We start from the raw sequence: 16,875 nt of genomic DNA, 5'->3' as shown, positions 1-16,875 counted from the left end.
GATGGGCGCCGGCCACGCCCACAAGCTCTACCGGCACGGGCACTCACCGGTCCACGCCCTGCCCGCACACTGCAAGTTCGCGGCGGTGTTCTGCTTCGTCCTCGTCGTCGTCTCCACCCCGCGCGAGGCGCTCTGGGCGTTCGCGCTCTACGCGGCGCTGCTCGCGCTCGCCGCCACGGCCGCCCGCGTCCCCGCCCGATTCCTGCTCACCAGGCTGCTGATCGAGGTGCCGTTCGTCGCCTTCGCGCTGCTGATGCCGTTCGTCGCCGAGGGCCCGCGGGTGGACGTCGGCGGCCTGAGCCTGAGCACCTCCGGCCTGTGGGGTGCCTGGAACATCCTCGCCAAGGGGACGCTGGGCGTCGCCGCGTCCGTGCTGCTCGCCGCCACCACCGAGCTGCGCGAACTGCTCCAGGGACTCCAACGGCTCAGGATGCCGCCGCTGCTCGTCCAGATCGCCTCCTTCATGATCCGCTACGGCGACGTGATCACCGACGAGATGCGCCGGATGCGGATCGCGCGACTGTCCCGCGGGTTCGAGGCGCGCGGCGTGCGGCACTGGGGCGTGCTCGCCAAGTCCGCCGGCGCGCTGTTCATCCGCTCCTACGAGCGCGGTGAGCGCGTCCACCTCGCCATGGTCAGCCGCGGCTACACCGGCACCATGCCCGTCGTCGACGTGTCCGGCGCCACCCGCGCACAATGGACCCGCGCGGCCGCTCTCCCGCTCTCCGCGCTCGCCGTCTGCCTCCTGGGATGGACCCTTTGAGCACCACCACGCCCGCACCCGCCCCCTCCCTCGCCGTCTCCCGGCTCGCCTACGCCTACCCCGACGGCCACCAGGCGCTCTTCGGCGTCGACCTGACCGTCGGCCGCGGCGAGCGGGTCGCGCTGCTCGGGCCCAACGGCGCCGGCAAGACCACCCTCGTCCTCCACCTCAACGGCATCCTCACCGCGGGCGCCGGCACGGTCGCGGTCGCCGGACTGCCGGTGGCCAAGCAGCACCTCGCGGAGATCCGCCGCCGCGTCGGCATCGTCTTCCAGGACCCCGACGACCAGCTGTTCATGCCCACCGTCCGCGAGGACGTCGCCTTCGGGCCGGCCGCCGCGGGACTGCGCGGCGCGGAGCTGGACGCCCGTGTCACCGAGGCCCTCACCCGGGTCGGCATGGCGGACTTCGCCGACCGCCCGCCGCACCACCTCTCCTTCGGCCAGCGCCGCCGGGTCGCCGTCGCCACCGTCCTGGCGATGCGCCCCGAGATCCTCGTCCTCGACGAGCCCTCCTCCAACCTCGACCCGGCCTCCCGCCGCGAACTCGCCGACATCCTGCGGTCGCTGGACGTCACCGTCCTGATGGTCACCCACGACCTGCCCTACGCGCTGGAGCTGTGTCCGCGCTCCGTGGTGCTCTCCGGCGGGGTGATCGTCGCCGACGGCACCACCCAGGAGCTGCTGTGCGACGAGGAACTGATGCGCACCCACCGCCTGGAACTCCCCTTCGGGTTCGACCCGCGCTCGGTCGACGTCCCCCTGTGACCCACCGCGGCGCCCGGGCCGTGTGACGAACGCCACCCACTACCGTCCTGGTCATCAGCACCGATCCGCACGTTGCACCATGGATGGGTCACAAAGGCGACGGTTGAGTGGGAAGCAGGAACCAGTGGTGGACGTCCAGGGCACGGTCGAGGACGGCTTCGAGCCGGTCCGGGACGCCTTCGTGGCCAACTTCGACCGGCGCGGCGAGCGGGGCGCGGCGGTCGCCGTCTACCACCACGGCCGCAAGGTCGTCGACCTGTGGGGCGGGACGAAGGACGGCGACGCCCAGGGGGAGGCCGTGCCCTGGGAAGCCGGCACGGCCCAGGTGATCCGCTCCGCCACCAAGGGGATCGCCGCCGTCGTCCCGCTGCTGCTGCACCAGCGCGGACAGCTCGACCTCGACGCCCCGGTCGGCACGTACTGGCCCGAGTTCAAGGCCGCCGGCAAGGAACGGGTCCTCGTTCGCCACCTGCTCTCGCACCGCGCCGGACTGCCGGTGCTGGACACCCCGCTCACCCCCGCCGAGGCCGTCGACGGCGTCAGCGGCCCCGCCGCCCTCGCCGCCCAGGCACCCGCCTGGGAGCCCGGCACCGACCACGGCTACCACGCCCAGACCTACAGCTGGCTGCTCGGCGAGCTGGTACGGCGGGCCACCGGCCGCACCCTCGGCACCTGGATCGCCGAGGAGATATCCGGGCCGCTCGGCCTCGACCTGTGGCTCGGACTCCCCGAGGCCGCACGGTCCCGCGTCGGCCGGCTCGCCGCCGTCGAGGCACCGCCGCGGCCCGCCGCCTCCGGACTCCGGGTCCGCCCCAAGCAGTCCGTCGCCGACGCCTACGCCGACCCCCACTCGCTCACCAGCCGCGCCTTCGCCGCGATCTCCCCGGCCCCCGACGAGAACGCCCCCGCCTACCGGGCCGCCGAACTCGCCGCCTCCGCGGGCATCGCCACCGCCCGCTCCCTGGCCCGCTGTTACGCCGCCCTCATCGGCCCCGTCGACGGCCACCCCCGGCTCTTCGCCCCCGCCACCCTCACCCTCGCCCGCACCGAGGAATCCGCCGGCCCCGACCGCACCCTCCTCGTCGACACCCGCTTCGGCCTCGGCTTCATGCTGCACGGCTCCGCCTCTCCGCTCCTGGGGCCGGGCTCCTTCGGCCACCCCGGCCGCGGAGGCGCCCTCGCGGCCGCCTCTCCCGACACCGGCCTGGCCATCGGCTACGTCACCAACGGCATGCAACGAAATGTGACGGCGGACCCCCGTGCGCAAGCGCTTGCGCTGGCGGCTTCCCGCGTTGCCGGGTGATCCGCCGTTTTTGTTTCTGTGGGTTTTTCCCGCCTTCGGCGGGGGCGGGGGTGGTTGTGGGGTGGGGTCCCGGTTGCTGTGTGGGGGTGGCGGTGGCAGGGGCTCCGGGGTGTGTTGTCGGACTGCTTCGCTTTACGTCCGACAACACACCCCTCCGCCCCTGCCCCCTCCCGTAGTTGTGGGGGCCCCACCCCGGTGGGGGGAGTGTCAAAGACAAAAACCAGAAGCTCGGCCCATCCACGAGGAGGCCAAGCTTCTGGCTTTTGACCACTCCCCCCACCGGGCGGGGGCGCCGATCCGGACGGGAGGGGGTGGGCCGGAGGGGCTTGTGTTGTGGACGTAAAGCGAAGCAGTCCACAACACAGGCCCCGGAGGACCGCCACCGGCACCTACCACGAACCCCAGGCGCCCCCGCCCAACCAACCCCACCCCCCCCGCCGAAGGCGAAAGACACGGTGCCGCACCGAGCACGTCCGCCGGGCCGCCAGGCTACGTAAGCATGAGGCCGATCCCGATCACCATCAGTCCCGCCGCCGCGATGCGGGGCGCACCGAACCGTTCCTTGAAGAAGACCGCGCCGATCGCGGCGCCGACGATGATCGAGGACTCGCGCAGGGCGGCGATGGGGGCGAGCGGGGCGCGGGTCTGGGCCCACAGGACCAGGCCGTAGGCGAAGACGGAGAGCACGCCGCCGGCCAGTCCGCGCAGGGCGAAGGGGCGCAGCTCGGTGAGGAGTTGGCGGCGGCGGGTGGCCAGCGCGTAGACGGGGATCGCGACGCCTTCGAGGAACATCAGCCAGGCGATGTAGCCGAGGGGGGTGCCGGAGGCGCGGACGCCCAGGCCGTCGACGGTGGTGTACGAGGCGATGGCCAGGCCGGTGGCGAGCGCGGCGACGATGGCCGGCCAGTGCGGGCGCTTCCCCGTGCCGCGGATGCCCCACAGTGCGACGCCGACCAGGCCCGCGGAGGCCAGGGCCACGCCGGCCAGTGCCCAGCCGTCGGGGACCTCGTGGACGAAGACGGCGGCCAGGACCGTGACGACCAGGGGCGCGGTGCCGCGGGCGATGGGGTACATCTGGCCGAAGTCGCCCAGCCGGAACGACTGCATCAGCAGTACCTGGTAGACGATGTGCAGCACGGCCGAGGCCAGCAGGAAGGGCCAGGCGTCCGGGGCGGGGAGCGGCGTGACGGTGGCCATGGCCAGGCCGCAGAGCGCCCCGCCGCCGCCGACCAGGGTGAAGGCCAGGAGCTGATCGCGGATGCCGTGGGCGATGGCGTTCCAGCTGGCGTGGGTGACGGCGGCCAGCAGGACGGCCGCGACGACGAGCGGGGTCACGAGGCGCGCTCGCGCACGTCCACGACACGGGCCCCGGCGTACTCGATCAGGGCGGCGGGGTCGAGCGGGAAGACGGTGTGCGGGGTGCCGGCCGCGGCCCAGACCGTCTCGTGGGCGAGCAGTCCGCGGTCGGCCAGCACGCGGGTGCGGCGGAGGTGGCCGAAGGGCGGTACGCCGCCGATGGCGTAGCCGGTGGTCGCACGCACGAGGTCGGCGTCGGCCCGGCCGACCCGGTCGGCGCCGAGTTCCGCGCGCAGCCGTTCGGTGTCGACCCGCGCGGAGCCGTCCACGAGGACCAGCACCGGCTCGCCCTCCCCGTGCTCGCCGCCTCCCTCGGACAGGGGAGACCCCCAGGCCGTGAAGATCAGCGACTTGACGATCTGGGACAGCTCGCAGCCGACGGCCGCGGCGGCCTCGGCGGCGGTGCGGGTGGCCTCGGGGAAGCGGCGGACCTCGACGGTCAGGCCCCGCTCGGCGAGGGCCTCGGCGAAGCGGGGGTGGGCGGCCGAGCCGGTGGTCTCCGGGGTGGTGTCGGACGGGGAATCGTTCATGGCCCGCACGCTAACCAAAGGTGTACGGGCCATGCGACCGTCTTCCGGCCGATGAGATGAGGCGCACGTGGTGCGGCGCCCGGCCGTCTCAGCTGGCGGTGAGGAGGGCGCGGACCAGCGGGCCCGCGTTGGAGCCGCCGTGGCCGCTCGCCGGGACGACGGCCGCCGCGGCGAGGTCGTCGCGGTAGGCGGTGAACCAGGCGTTGGGCTTCTTCTGGTTGTCGACCTCGGCCGAGCCGGTCTTCGCGCCGATGTCACCGCTGACCCCGGCCATGGCCTCGGCGGCCGTACCGGAGGTCGCGGTCAGCTTCATCAGCGACCGCAGCCCGCTGAGGGTTGCCGGCTTCATCGTGCGGGAGGCCTTGGCGAGCGTCCGGTTGTCCAGGGACGGCGCGACGATGTACGGCTGGTGGAAGGAGCCGGCCCGGACCGTCGCGGCGAGCGTGGCCACGTTGAGCGGGTTCATCCGCACCCCGCCCTGGCCGATCAGCGAGGCCGCCATCTGGGCGTCGTGCTGCACCGGCACCGAGCCGTCGAAGGTCGGGATGCCGGTCTGCCAGTTCAGGCCGATGCCGAAGACGTCCCGCGCCTCGTTGGTCAGGTCGTCGTCGCTGAGGTCCTTGGCGTGCGAGATGAAGGCGTTGTTGCAGGACGCGGCGAAGCTCTGCGCGAAGGTGCCGTCCTTGATCTCGGACTTGTCGAGGTTCTGGAACTTCCAGCCGCCGACGGTCACGTACTTGGGGCAGGGGTTCTTCTTGCCGGGCGAGGTCAGGCCCTTGTCCATGAGCAGCGCCGAGGTGACGATCTTCATCGTCGAGCCGGGGGCCAGCGACCCCTGGGTGGCCATGTTGAAGCCCTTCTCCGGGGCGTTGGCGATCGCCAGGATCTCGCCGGTGCTGGGCTTGACCGCGGCCGCGGAGGCGGACTTCTTGCCCTTGACCGCCCGCTCGGCCGCCGACTGCATCGTGGCGTCCAGGGTGGTCTTGAGCGTGCCCGGCGTCCCCTTGGAGAGCACCTTCAGCGTCTTGTCGGGCAGCTGGTCGGCGGGCTTGGCGCTCTTGGCGCGCTGGATGAACAGCTCCACGCCGGGCTTGCCGTTCGTCTTGTCGCCGTACTTGTCGCGCAGGCTGTCCAGCACCCCGGCCAGCGCCGGGTGGGCCTCGGGGGTCAGCACGGCGCCATGGCGGTCCAATGCCTTGATCGGCGGCGCCTCGGCCGCGCCGGTGCGCAGCGTGTCGCCCTTGGCCAGGCCCGGGTGCAGCACCGTCGGCCGCCAGGCGACCCGCGGCTTTCCGGTGGACCTGTCCCGCTGCAGGGTCGCGGAAGTGCGGTACGAGTAGGCGGCCTTGGTGCCCTTGTAGTCGATCTGCGCGGAGACGCTGTACGGGACCTTGTCGCCCTCCGGGGTACCGGGGGTGACCGTCACCTTGGAGAACTTCGTCTGCGTGCGGAAGGCCTTCATCGCGCTCTTGCAGGTCGCGGGGTCGTCCGTCAGGCCGGCCGCCGTGGTGTCGTCGCCGGACTGCCAGGCGGACAGGAACTGCCGGGACGTCGTCTGCACTTCCTTGGCCGACAGGGGGCCGGTGGGCACCTCGGGACCCTTGTCGCCCGCCTTGCCGTCCGCGGCCCTGACCTCCTGGTGCGACGAGTCGTCCGAGCCGCCGAACAGCGTCAGGCCGCCCACGACGCCCGCCACCAGGGCCACCGATCCGCCGATCAGCCCGTACATCACCTCTCGGCGCATGCCACCGAATCCCTCCCGAAGCCTCGCCCTTGAATACGCACACAAGAACGTGACTCGCACTCTATGGGACACGGGAGGGCCGTGAGTCTCGATCAGGGCACGGTCCGGTGACGCGCTGTTGTAAGCCTGTGACAGAACTGTCGAACGGGGCCGGCTCACACCCAGGTGTCGAACCACATCCGGTGGTGCCAGGCGCTCTTGGGGATCGGCATACCCGTGTAGAGCGGATAGAAGTAGAGGAAATTCCACACGATCAGGAGGACGAGGACACCCGCCCCCACCGCACCGACCGTGCGGCGCCGCTCCGTCGAGCCCGGGGGCCCGATGATCGCGCCGATCATCATCGCCAGCGCCAGACACAGGAACGGGACGAACACCACGGCGTAGAACAGGAAGATGGTCCGCTCCTGGTAGAGGAACCACGGCAGATAGCCCGCCGCGACCCCGCAGGCGACGGCCCCGGCCCGCCAGTCCCGCTTGAACAGCCAGCGGTAGAGCACGTAGAGCAGCGCGAAGCAGGCCGCCCACCACAGCAGGGGGGTGCCCAGCGCCAGCACCTCGCGGGCGCAGCCCTCGGCCGCCGTGCAGCCGTCCTGGCCGGCCTTGGGGTCCTCGTAGAAGTACGACACCGGGCGGCCCAGGACCAGCCAGCTCCACGGGTTGGACTGGTAGGTGTGCGGAGTGGTCAGTCCGGTGTGGAACGCGTAGACCTCGGTCTGGTAGTGCCACAGGCTGCGCAGCCAGTCCGGCAGCCACGTCCAGGCGCCGGTACGGCCCTCCGGGGTGGTCGCCCAGTCGCGGTAGTAGCCGCCCTTGGCGGCGATCCAGCCGGACCAGGACGCGAGGTAGGTGGCGAGGGCCAGCACGACCGTGGAGGCGAACGCGGGCAGCACGTCGTGGCGCAGCACCGACCGGAAGGGGCGCCGGGCACCGGCCGTACGGCGGGCCGCGACATCCCACAGCACCGACATCAGGGCGAACGCGGCGAGGTAGTACAGGCCGTTCCACTTCGTCGCCGCGGACAGGCCCAGACACAGCCCCGCCGCGATCCGCCAGGGCCGCCGGCCCAGCCGCAGCCGGTCGCCGACCGCCTCGTCCGGGCGGGCCGGGCCGGTCCCGTCCCCGGAGTCCTCGGCGAGCGGCAGCGCCGCCGCCAGCCGGGCCCGGGTGCGGTCGCGGTCCACCAGCAGACAGCCGAACGCGGCCACCACCCAGAACATGACGATCAGGTCGAGCAGGGCGGTGCGGCTCATGACGAAGTGCAGTCCGTCGACCGCCAGCAGCGTCCCGGCCAGACAGCCCAGCGCCGTCGACCGCAGCAGCCGGCGGCCGATCCGGCAGACCAGCAGCACCGACAGCGTGCCGAGCAGCGCCACCATGAACCGCCAGCCGAACGGGTTCATCCCGAAGGCCCACTCGCCCAGCGCGATCAGCCACTTGCCCATCGGCGGGTGCACGACATACGAGTGCTCGGGCGAGAGCAGCAGCTGCGGCGGATGCCCGACCAGCGCGTCATTGGCGTTCTTGGCCCAGGTGCCCTCGTAGCCGTACTGCAGCAGCGACCAGGCGTCCTTGGGGTAGTACGTCTCGTCGAATATCACCTTCCGCGGGCTGCCCAGGTCCCAGAACCGCAGCACCCCCGCGAAGAGCGTCACCAGCAGCGGACCGGCCCAGCTCGACCAGCGCGTCAGCCGGGCCGCCGCGCCGGGACCGGCGCCGAACACCGCCCACAGGCGGCCGCTCGGCTCGGGGAAGGCGGGCACCAGCCGGGCCCGGACATCGGCCTGCGGGCGGGCGGCGTACCCGAAGCGGCGCAGCCGCCGCTGCCACGCGGGGGGCCGCCCGGCCGGTTTCGGGGCGGGCTGCGCGGCGGCGTCGGTCGCGGTGGTGTCACTCGTCACCGGCCCATCGTAGGGAAGCCGCCTGTGGACCAGCGGGGAGCGCCACCGCGCGGTCGGCGGATCCGGCGGGTGACGGCGCCCGGTGAGGGCGGCGGCGACGCCCTGGGAGGATGGGCGGGTGACTGGAACGCTGGTACTTGCAGGGACGCCCATCGGGGAGATCGCGGACGCGCCGCCGCGGCTCGCCACCGAGCTGGCCGCCGCCGATGTGATCGCCGCCGAGGACACCCGGCGGCTGCGCCGGCTCACCCAGGCGCTGGACGTGCAGCCGTCCGGGCGGGTGGTGTCGTACTTCGAGGGCAACGAGGCGGCCCGGACGCCCGAGCTGGCCGAGGCGCTGGCCGGCGGGGCGCGGGTGCTGCTGGTCACCGACGCGGGCATGCCCTCCGTCTCCGACCCGGGCTACCGGCTGGTCGCCGCGGCCGTCGAGCGCGGCATCACGGTCACGGCCGTCCCGGGCCCCAGCGCGGTGCTGACCGCCCTGGCCGTCTCCGGGCTGCCGGTGGACCGCTTCTGCTTCGAGGGCTTCCTGCCGCGCAAGGGCGGCGAGCGGCGCTCCCGGCTGCGCGAGGTCGAGGGTGAGCGGCGCACGCTGGTCTACTTCGAGGCGCCGCACCGCCTGGACGACACCCTGGCCGCGATGGCCGAGATCTTCGGCACGGACCGGCGGGCGGCGGTGTGCCGCGAGCTGACCAAGACCTATGAGGAGGTCAAGCGCGGACCGCTGGGCGACCTCGCGGCCTGGGCGGCGGAGGGGGTGCGCGGCGAGATCACGATCGTGGTCGAGGGCAAGCCGGACACCGGGCCGCAGGACCTGGGCGCCGAGGAGCTGGTCCGCCGGGTGCGGGTCCGTGAGGAGGCCGGGGAGCGCCGCAAGGAGGCGATCGCCGCGGTCGCCGCGGACGTGGGACTGCCCAAGCGCGAGGTGTTCGACGCGGTGGTCGCGGCGAAGACGGCGGCAAAGGCGGCGGAAAAGACCGGGGGCACGCGCACGGAGAAGTCCGCGGAGTAGCGCGCAGGGGCGACCGCGGAGACGGCCGCCGCGGAAATGCGCGAGAAAGCCGACTCATCAGAAGGTAAATGACTGGCCTCGAAGGTAAAGGGCGGGGCTGCGCGATCGGGTGTTTTTCCTGCCACCGGCCAAATCTGGGCCAATACGATAGAAGCACTACTGCGCTATGGCCGGGAAAGGCGTTCCCTGGGACAGGGGACGAACGGTTTCCCGAAGACCTTGTCCAGCGGACAAGAGGAGCGCACATGAGCGAGTTTGCGAACACCACTGGCGTCACGGCCAGCGGAGACCACCTTGCCCCCCGGCCCGAGGCCGCCGCGCACGAGGCGTATTCGTTCGCCTGCATGAGGTGCGGGCACGGCTGGGAGCAGGCGTACGAGATAGTCCACCAGGTCGACGGCAAGGGCGAGCTGCACGTCGTCTACTACGCGGACGGCGAGCGGGTCCCGTCCCCGCTGACCCACCCCTCCTGCCTGAACTGCGGCTCCGATGTGGTCCGCATCATGCGGTCCGGTCAGGTCTCGATGGTCTCCGACGCGATCGCGAGCATGCATCAGCGTCAGCCCGACAGTGCGAAGCACAAGGATCCGGCGCCCGCGGCGGCCGCCCGCCGTCCCGCCGCGGAGGACGGCCGCAGCGGCAGCACCGCCGAGGACGACGGCCGCCACCACTGGCACCTCTCCGACCTGCTGCACCCCTTCCAGCACCACCGCAAGTGAGGTCCCGGCCGCGGCCCTCGTAGGATCGCGGCCATGGCTCCGCAGGACAAGAACACCCCGCCGCCGCTGCCCGAACCGCTTCGGGTGGCGGTGGCGGATTCGCACACCCACCTGGACATGCAGGAGGGCTCCGTCGAGGAGGCCCTCGCCAAGGCCGCCTCGGTCGGGGTGACCACCGTCGTCCAGGTGGGCTGCGATCTGGCCGGCTCCCGGTGGGCCGCCGAGACCGCCGCCGCCCACGAGGCCGTGCACGCCACGGTGGCGCTGCACCCCAACGAGGCACCCCGGATCGTGCTGGGGGACCCGGACGGCTGGTCGCGGCAGGGCGCCCGGGAGGCGGGCGGGGACGCCGCGCTGGATGCCGCGCTCGCCGGGATCGACGAGCTGGCCGCGCTGCCGCAGGTCCGGGGCATCGGCGAGACCGGCCTGGACCACTTCCGCACCGGACCCGAGGGCATGGCCGCCCAGGAGCGCTCCTTCCGCGCCCACATCGAGATCGCCAAGCGGCACGGCAAGGCCCTGGTCATCCACGACCGGGAGGCGCACGACGACGTGCTGCGGATCCTGCGCGAGGAGGGCGCCCCCGAACGGGTCGTCTTTCACTGTTACTCCGGTGACGCCGCGATGGCCGAGGTCTGCGCCGCGGCCGGCTACTTCATGTCCTTCGCCGGCAACGTCACCTTCAAGAACGCCCAGCCGCTGCGGGACGCCCTGGCCGTCGCCCCGCCCGAACTGGTCCTCGTCGAGACCGACGCCCCCTTCCTCACCCCGGCGCCGTACCGCGGACGGGCCAACGCCCCGTACCTCATTCCGGTCACCCTGCGGGCGATGGCCGAGGTCACGGGGATGACGGAAGACGCCCTGGCCACCGCCGTCGCGGCGAACACGGCACGCGCCTTCGACTACTGAACGGCCGGGGGCCGCGGCCGCCCGCCGAGGGGCCCGCCGCGGCAACCCGCGTCCCCCGGGCGGCCACTATCCGTACTGATCTGACTTTGGAGAGTTACCGGACACTCCGCTACATTCCGGCCGTCAACCGCCGCCGGGGCATGGGGAGCGCGCCGTGAGTCATTCGCAGAGCAGCCACCGCGTCGCGCGCGGGCGCCGCAGACGCCGCGCCGAACCCCCCGATGCGCTGCGCCGGCTGCTGCCCAGAGCGCTGGTCGTCGCCTTCCTGGCCGGCGGCACCACCGCCTTCATCGCACACGACAAGGCCGTCCGGCTCACCGTCGACGGCGCCCCGCGCACCCTGCACACCTTCGCCGACGACGTCGACGACCTGCTGGCCGACGAGCATCTCGACATCGGCGCCCACGACATCGTCGCCCCCGCTCCCGGCACCGCCCTCGGCAGCGGCGACGAGGTCGTCGTCCGCCACGGGCGCCCGGTCGTCCTGACCATCGACGGGCAGCGCCGCACGGTGTGGACCACGGCGGACACCGTCGCCGGCGCGCTCCACCAGCTCGGCGTGCGCGCCGAGGGCGCCGTGCTGTCCGCCGACCGCTCCCGGCGCATCGCGTCGCACGGCATGGAGCTGGCGGTGCGCACCGAACGCTCGGTGGTCATCGTCGCCGACGGCCGCGAACACCGGGTGCGCACCAATGCCGCGACCGTCCGCGAGGCCCTGGCCGAGGCCGGCCTCGCGCTGCGCGACCAGGACACCACCTCGGTGTCGCCGGACAGCTTCCCCCGCGACGGCCAGACCATCTCCGTGCTCCGCATCACCGGCTCCAAGGAGGTCCGCGAGGTCCGCCTCCCGTTCCGCACGATCCTGCGGGCCGATCCGCACCTGGCCCGCGGCGTCCAGTCCGTCGTCCAGCAGGGGCGGCCCGGCGTGCGGCGGGTCACCTACCGGGTGCGCACCGTCAACGGCGTCCGGCAGAAGCCCAGACGCCTGCACAGCGAGATCGTGCACGCCCCCCGGCCGCAGATCGTGCACCTCGGCACGATGGTGCTGCCCACCTCCGTGCGCGGCGCCGACCACCTCGCCTGGCACGCGCTGGCGCAGTGCGAGGCGGGCGGGCGGCCGAACGCCGTCGACGCTTCGGGCACCTACGGCGGGCTCTACCAGTTCGACGCCGGCACCTGGCGGGCCCTCGGCGGCCACGGCCGGCCGCAGGACGCCACCCCCCGGGAGCAGACCTACCGGGCCAAGAAGCTGTACATCCGAAGGGGGGCGAGCCCGTGGCCGGTCTGCGGCCGTAAGCTTCACGGGTGAACGAGCGCAGCGAGGCTTTGGCATGACCAAGAGCACCACCGACGATTCCGGGCCCCTCCTGGGCGCCGCCGACATCCGCGAGCTGGCCGCCGCGCTGGGCGTCCGCCCCACCAAGCAGCGCGGCCAGAACTTCGTCATCGACGCCAACACCGTCCGCCGGATCGTGCGGACCGCCGAGGTCCGGTCCGACGATGTCGTCGTCGAGATCGGCCCCGGCCTCGGCTCGCTGACCCTGGGGCTGCTGGAGGCCGCCGACCGGGTCACCGCCGTCGAGATCGACGAGGTGCTGGCGGCCGCGCTGCCGGGCACCGTCGCGACCCGGATGCCCGAGCACGCCGACCGTTTCGCGCTGGTGCACAGCGACGCCATGCACGTCACCGAGCTGCCCGGCCCCGCGCCCACGGCCCTGGTCGCCAACCTTCCCTACAACGTCGCGGTGCCGGTGTTGCTGCACATGCTCGCGGCCTTCCCCACCATCGACCGCACCCTGGTCATGGTGCAGTCCGAGGTCGCCGACCGGCTGGCCGCCCGCCCCGGCAACAAGGTCTACGGCGTGCCGTCGGTCAAGGCCAACTGGTACGCCGAGGTCAAGCGGGCCGGCGCGATCGGCCGCAATGTCTTCTGGCCCGCGCCCAACGTCGACTCCGGACTGGTCTCCCTCGTCCGCCGCGAGAAGCCGGTCGAGACCTCGGCGAGCCGTGACGACGTCTTCGCCGTCGTCGACGCGGCCTTCGCCCAGCGCCGCAAGACGCTGCGGGCCGCGCTGTCGGGCTGGGCCGGATCGGCCGCCGCTGCGGAGGCCGCGCTGGTCGCCGCGGGCGTCTCCCCGCAGGCCCGCGGGGAAGCGCTGACCGTCGAGGAGTTCGCGCGGATCGCCGAACACCGGGGACCGGGCGGCGCGCCCGGCATCCGCCAGGCGCGGGGCGGGCAGGCAGCAAGGGGAGCGCAGACATCCGGGGGAGAGCAGGCATGACGACCACCACCTCGATCACCGTCCGGGTACCGGCGAAGGTCAACGTCCAGCTGGCGGTGGGCGCCGCCCGCGCGGACGGCTTCCACGACCTGGCGAACGTCTTCCTCGCCGTCGGCCTCTACGACGAGGTCACCGCGACCCCCGCCGACGCCCTCCGGATCACCGCCGAGGGCCATGACGTCGACCGCATCCCCCTGGACCGCACGAATCTGGCCGCCCGCGCCGCCGAACTCCTCGCGGCCCACCACGGCATCGAGCCGAACGTCCACCTCCACATCACCAAGGACATCCCCGTCGCAGGCGGCATGGCCGGCGGCAGCGCCGACGCCGCCGCCGCCCTCCTGGCCTGCGACACCCTCTGGTCGACGGATTCCTCGCGCGAGGAACTCCTGTCCCTGTGTGCCGAGTTGGGCAGCGACGTCCCGTTCAGCCTGGTCGGCGGCGCCGCCCTGGGCCGCGGCCGCGGCGAACTGCTGACCCCGCTCCCCGTCGGCGGCACCTTCCACTGGGTCTTCGCGGTCGCCGACGGCGGCCTGTCCACCCCCGCCGTCTACGGCGAGTTCGACCGCCTGACGGCGGGCACGCCGGTGCCGGAACCCGAGCCGTCCCCGGCCCTGCTGGCCGCCCTGCAGTCCGGCGACGCTACCGCGCTGGCCGCCTCCCTCACCAACGACCTCCAGCCGGCGGCGCTCTCCCTGTGCCCGCCCCTGAGCGCCACCCTGTCCGCCGGCACCACCGCCGGCGCCCTGGCCGCCCTGGTCTCCGGCTCAGGCCCGACCACCGCCTTCCTGGTCAAGGACGCGGAGGCGGCCCAGAAGGTGGCCACGGCCCTGCTGGCGTCGGGGACCTGCCGCCAGACACGTGTGGCGGAGGGGGCGGCGGTGGGGGCGACGGTTCTCTAGGGGGAGCATTCTCGCCCTGAACTGTCTCTGTCTCTGTCGGCCAGAGCCGCTCCGGACGCTGCTCGGTTCCCGCGTGCCAGGTACCCCAGACCGGCTCAGGCGGTGTTGCGGTGCTGGTGCCAGGCCGCCGCGGCGGCTGCCAGGCGCAGGGTCCACGGGTCGGGGTCGGCGGCGCTGATCTCGTCCCAGACCTTGCGGCTGGCGGCGGCGAAGGCGGCGATACCGTCGGCCGGTGCGGTGCGCCACGTGGGCACCTCTGCGGCCCAGTGTTCCGCCGAGTCGGGGGTGTGGCCGGCGGCGATGAGCCAGATGACCCAGTACCCGGCGTCGAGCCAGGCGGCTCCCTGGGTGGCCCAGGCCCAGTCCACGAGGTGGGCCCGATCTCCCTGTGCGGCCCGGTCGTTGACCAGCACGTTGGTGTTGTTGAGGTCGGTGTGGAGCAGGTGATCTCCCGCGAAGAAGCGGAGATCCTCGGGGTGGGTGACGTAGCCCTCAAGACGTTGCTCGGCGTGTCGCAGCTCGATGTCCGGGCGGCGGGTTGCGGCGAGACGGCGCAGGAGGGCGGCCACTTCGGCGAGGTCGGGTGAGCCTGGGGCGTAGTCGGCGTGATGGCCCTCCAGGGCCTCGAAGCCGAGGAGGTCCCATCCGGCGGCCTCGACGCGCCAGTGGAGCGCGGGAGCGACGCCGGTGAGGAACGGGGCGATGGCGGCCTCGCGGCGCTGGGTCCAGGCGCGGGGGTGGTCGGTGCGCAGGCCCTTGACGTGCCAGTTTCCGGTGGCGGAAGTGACGCGGGCGGCGATCTCGCTGTTGAAGCCCTCGGTGGCCTCCACGACCGTCACCAGGGAGCCGGTGTGCCGCTCGACCGCGGCTCGCGCGGCGGCGGGTAGCCGGTCGAGAGTGATGCGGTTGGTCGCCATGGGATCTCACTCTTCCACGGGGCGGTGGTGCGGGGGCTTCGGATCGAGTGCGCCCTGAAGCCCCCGCGGTTGACTGCGGCCGGCTGCCTACCGGTAGGGGTTGTCTTCGTTGCAGCCGGGGACGGCGCCCTCGGTCAGGGTCTCCAGGTTTTCCAGGAGGACGATTCCCTCGGGCTCTTCCTGGACCGGCGGGCGGGGGCTGATCTCCACCATGACCGTGGTCATTGCGTTTCCTCTCTTCCGTGTTGGCAGTAGGTGTTCAGTGGTGCCTTCGCCTCCTGGTAGGCCCTGGCGAGCGGTCGGCAGACCCGGCAGGTGCCGGAGAGCTGACAGCCGCCGCAGCCACCGGTGCGAAGCATCTGGGCATCGGCGATGCCGGGTAGGCGGAGGAGTCCGTCCATGCCCTCGGTCATGAGGTCGATGGGGTTCTGGCGGCCGACCTTGCACATGGTCGCCAGGCCGTGCGGGTCGACGTGGAAGAAGGTGTGGCCGGCGGGGCAGCCGCGGAAGACGCTGGTCTTGTCCAGGAAGCCGGGGGCCTGCGCGGCCAGGGGCTCGGGAGTGCCCGCGTACGTCGGGGAGATCACCCCGTACTCGGTGCTGCCCGCTCCGTACCGCTCGCCGAGGGCCCGCATGGCATCCACCTCGTGTGCGTTGTGCCGGGTGATGATCAGCGCCAGCTCGAGTGCGATCCCGGCCTCTCGGGCGGCGATGAGCCCCTTCTCGACCAGCGTGAACGCCACCGGCTTGCGAGTGAGGGAGTCGAAGCTGTCCGGCGTCGCGCCGTAGAGGGAGACGGTCACCTTGTGCGGCGGCAGTTCCCGCAGCAGCTCGATGACCTCGGGCCGGTGAAGCCGTGAGCCGTTGGTGAGGATCTCGATCAGCATCCCGGACCGGTGGGCGAGCACATACGCGTCCATGAAGTCACGGTCGATCAGCGGTTCGCCGCCGGTGAACTGCAGCCACAGCGCCCCGGCGTCCCGCAGCATGCCCAGGAGCCGCGCCTTGCCCTCCCAGGGAAGACCCTCGAACTTCCGCTCGGCCAGGTAGCAGTGCTCGCAGTTGAAGTTGCACCCCTTGTTGATCTCGTACGTGGCACGGCCGTATCCGAGCCTCGTCTCCGGGCGCACCAGAACGGCCTCCCTCATGGACAGGCCCGCCAGGTCCAGGCCCCAGGCGGTACGTGCGCCGTCCAGGAGCCAGTCCGGCAGGGCGCTGCTGCTCGCCGCGATCGCGGCGAGCCGCTCATACATCGATCGCGGAAGCTGTATCCCTGCTCGCCCGCCGGGGCGGGCGACGAGAAACGTGCCGTTGTACGGGCTCGCGATCAGCCGATGCACAGGACCTCCTCCACGGGGTGGACCTCTTCCCAGGTGTGCCGTTCGACGTGGTCGGCGAACAGGCAACAGCCCTCCCCGTCGGGGCCGGGGCCGGACACCGGACAGTCCGGCAGTACGACCAGCGCCACGCCGGTCCCGCCCCACCGCAACCACAGCGCGGTGCCGCACTCCAAGTCGTCATCGAGGAGGCCGTAGTGCTCGCCGTCCCCGTGCGCGGACAGCTGGCACCGAACGGTGCTGTCGACGAGGCCCGAAGCCGACCTCCGACCTGCCTCCCGGGCCAGGTCCAGCGGCACTCGGCGCCGGTGCGCGCACCTCATCACGACACCACCCGCGGAGAGGCTCCGAAGCGCGGCTCGCGGTCGGTGCAGCGCGGGCACGTACACGGAGGGAATCCACCGCGGTTGTCGGGAATCACCGGATTCTCGTC

At 72.8% G+C, this 16,875-nt stretch carries 17 protein-coding genes; 9 read left to right on the top strand and 8 right to left on the bottom strand.

The genetic code is table 11. From position 1 onward, the window contains the following. The first annotated feature begins 1 nt into the window (after position 1). The 3 genes from cbiQ to ACQP17_RS15305 all read left to right on the top strand — a co-directional run bounded on the left by cbiQ (position 2) and on the right by ACQP17_RS15305 (position 2,833). A complete protein-coding gene (gene cbiQ / locus ACQP17_RS15315; protein ID WP_433856811.1) occupies positions 2-763 on the top strand; it encodes a cobalt ECF transporter T component CbiQ in 762 nt (253 codons plus the stop codon). After that, the gene (locus ACQP17_RS15310; RefSeq protein WP_433856810.1) at positions 751-1,530 is read left to right on the top strand and encodes an energy-coupling factor ABC transporter ATP-binding protein; all 780 of its coding nucleotides are present in this window, start codon (positions 751-753) and stop codon (positions 1,528-1,530) included. Before cbiQ ends, ACQP17_RS15310 begins: the two co-directional genes overlap by 13 nt. A 79-nt stretch (positions 1,531-1,609) precedes the next feature. Then, on the top strand, positions 1,610-2,833 hold the full coding sequence (locus ACQP17_RS15305) for a serine hydrolase domain-containing protein (RefSeq protein WP_433856809.1): 1,224 nt from the start codon (positions 1,610-1,612) through the stop codon (positions 2,831-2,833). A 489-nt stretch (positions 2,834-3,322) separates the two neighbouring features. Here ACQP17_RS15305 and ACQP17_RS15300 read toward each other — a convergent pair whose 3' ends face one another. The 4 genes from ACQP17_RS15300 to ACQP17_RS15285 form a co-directional block, all read right to left on the bottom strand. Continuing rightward, positions 3,323-4,168, bottom strand: coding sequence for an EamA family transporter (locus ACQP17_RS15300; RefSeq protein ID WP_364884179.1), 846 nt, complete (start codon positions 4,166-4,168; stop codon positions 3,323-3,325). Next, the gene (locus tag ACQP17_RS15295; protein WP_433856808.1) at positions 4,165-4,719 is read right to left on the bottom strand and encodes a YbaK/EbsC family protein; all 555 of its coding nucleotides are present in this window, start codon (positions 4,717-4,719) and stop codon (positions 4,165-4,167) included. Before ACQP17_RS15295 ends, ACQP17_RS15300 begins: the two co-directional genes overlap by 4 nt. A gap of 88 nt (positions 4,720-4,807) precedes the next feature. Beyond that, a complete protein-coding gene (locus tag ACQP17_RS15290) occupies positions 4,808-6,463 on the bottom strand; it encodes a penicillin-binding transpeptidase domain-containing protein (RefSeq protein WP_433856807.1) in 1,656 nt (551 codons plus the stop codon). Between the two features lie 155 nt (positions 6,464-6,618). Continuing rightward, a complete protein-coding gene (locus ACQP17_RS15285) occupies positions 6,619-8,364 on the bottom strand; it encodes a dolichyl-phosphate-mannose--protein mannosyltransferase (RefSeq protein WP_433856806.1) in 1,746 nt (581 codons plus the stop codon). A gap of 118 nt (positions 8,365-8,482) precedes the next feature. Between ACQP17_RS15285 and rsmI the strand changes: the two genes are divergently transcribed. The 6 genes from rsmI (at position 8,483) to ACQP17_RS15255 (ending at position 14,188) form a co-directional block, all read left to right on the top strand. Next, the gene (gene rsmI, locus ACQP17_RS15280) at positions 8,483-9,376 is read left to right on the top strand and encodes a 16S rRNA (cytidine(1402)-2'-O)-methyltransferase (protein ID WP_433856805.1); all 894 of its coding nucleotides are present in this window, start codon (positions 8,483-8,485) and stop codon (positions 9,374-9,376) included. A gap of 245 nt (positions 9,377-9,621) precedes the next feature. Next, on the top strand, positions 9,622-10,095 hold the full coding sequence (locus tag ACQP17_RS15275) for a hypothetical protein (protein WP_433856804.1): 474 nt from the start codon (positions 9,622-9,624) through the stop codon (positions 10,093-10,095). Positions 10,096-10,128: 33 nt separating this feature from the next. Continuing rightward, positions 10,129-11,004, top strand: coding sequence for a TatD family hydrolase (locus ACQP17_RS15270; protein ID WP_433856803.1), 876 nt, complete (start codon positions 10,129-10,131; stop codon positions 11,002-11,004). 154 nt (positions 11,005-11,158) lie between these two features. Then, positions 11,159-12,313, top strand: a complete 1,155-nt coding sequence (locus ACQP17_RS15265; protein WP_433856802.1) for a ubiquitin-like domain-containing protein — start codon at positions 11,159-11,161, stop codon at positions 12,311-12,313. Between the two features lie 22 nt (positions 12,314-12,335). Further along, the gene (gene rsmA, locus ACQP17_RS15260) at positions 12,336-13,286 is read left to right on the top strand and encodes a 16S rRNA (adenine(1518)-N(6)/adenine(1519)-N(6))-dimethyltransferase RsmA (RefSeq protein ID WP_433856801.1); all 951 of its coding nucleotides are present in this window, start codon (positions 12,336-12,338) and stop codon (positions 13,284-13,286) included. Next, positions 13,283-14,188, top strand: coding sequence for a 4-(cytidine 5'-diphospho)-2-C-methyl-D-erythritol kinase (locus tag ACQP17_RS15255; protein WP_433856800.1), 906 nt, complete (start codon positions 13,283-13,285; stop codon positions 14,186-14,188). Before rsmA ends, ACQP17_RS15255 begins: the two co-directional genes overlap by 4 nt. A 95-nt stretch (positions 14,189-14,283) precedes the next feature. Here ACQP17_RS15255 and ACQP17_RS15250 read toward each other — a convergent pair whose 3' ends face one another. From ACQP17_RS15250 to ACQP17_RS15235, 4 genes are all read right to left on the bottom strand, one after another. After that, positions 14,284-15,105, bottom strand: a complete 822-nt coding sequence (locus ACQP17_RS15250; protein WP_433856799.1) for an aminoglycoside phosphotransferase — start codon at positions 15,103-15,105, stop codon at positions 14,284-14,286. Between the two features lie 87 nt (positions 15,106-15,192). After that, positions 15,193-15,330, bottom strand: a complete 138-nt coding sequence (locus ACQP17_RS15245) for a hypothetical protein (protein WP_433856798.1) — start codon at positions 15,328-15,330, stop codon at positions 15,193-15,195. Continuing rightward, the gene (locus tag ACQP17_RS15240; protein ID WP_433856797.1) at positions 15,327-16,445 is read right to left on the bottom strand and encodes a radical SAM protein; all 1,119 of its coding nucleotides are present in this window, start codon (positions 16,443-16,445) and stop codon (positions 15,327-15,329) included. Before ACQP17_RS15240 ends, ACQP17_RS15245 begins: the two co-directional genes overlap by 4 nt. Further along, positions 16,433-16,765, bottom strand: coding sequence for a hypothetical protein (locus ACQP17_RS15235; protein WP_433856796.1), 333 nt, complete (start codon positions 16,763-16,765; stop codon positions 16,433-16,435). The genes ACQP17_RS15240 and ACQP17_RS15235 overlap by 13 nt, the downstream gene beginning before the upstream one ends. Between the last annotated feature and the right edge of the window lie 110 nt (positions 16,766-16,875).

It is taken from the genome of Streptomyces kronopolitis (assembly GCF_050953795.1).
GTDB classification, from domain to species: domain Bacteria; phylum Actinomycetota; class Actinomycetes; order Streptomycetales; family Streptomycetaceae; genus Streptomyces; species Streptomyces kronopolitis_A.
The sequence above is the reverse complement of the archived record's forward strand: the minus strand, read 5'-3'. Positions and strand labels throughout refer to the sequence as shown.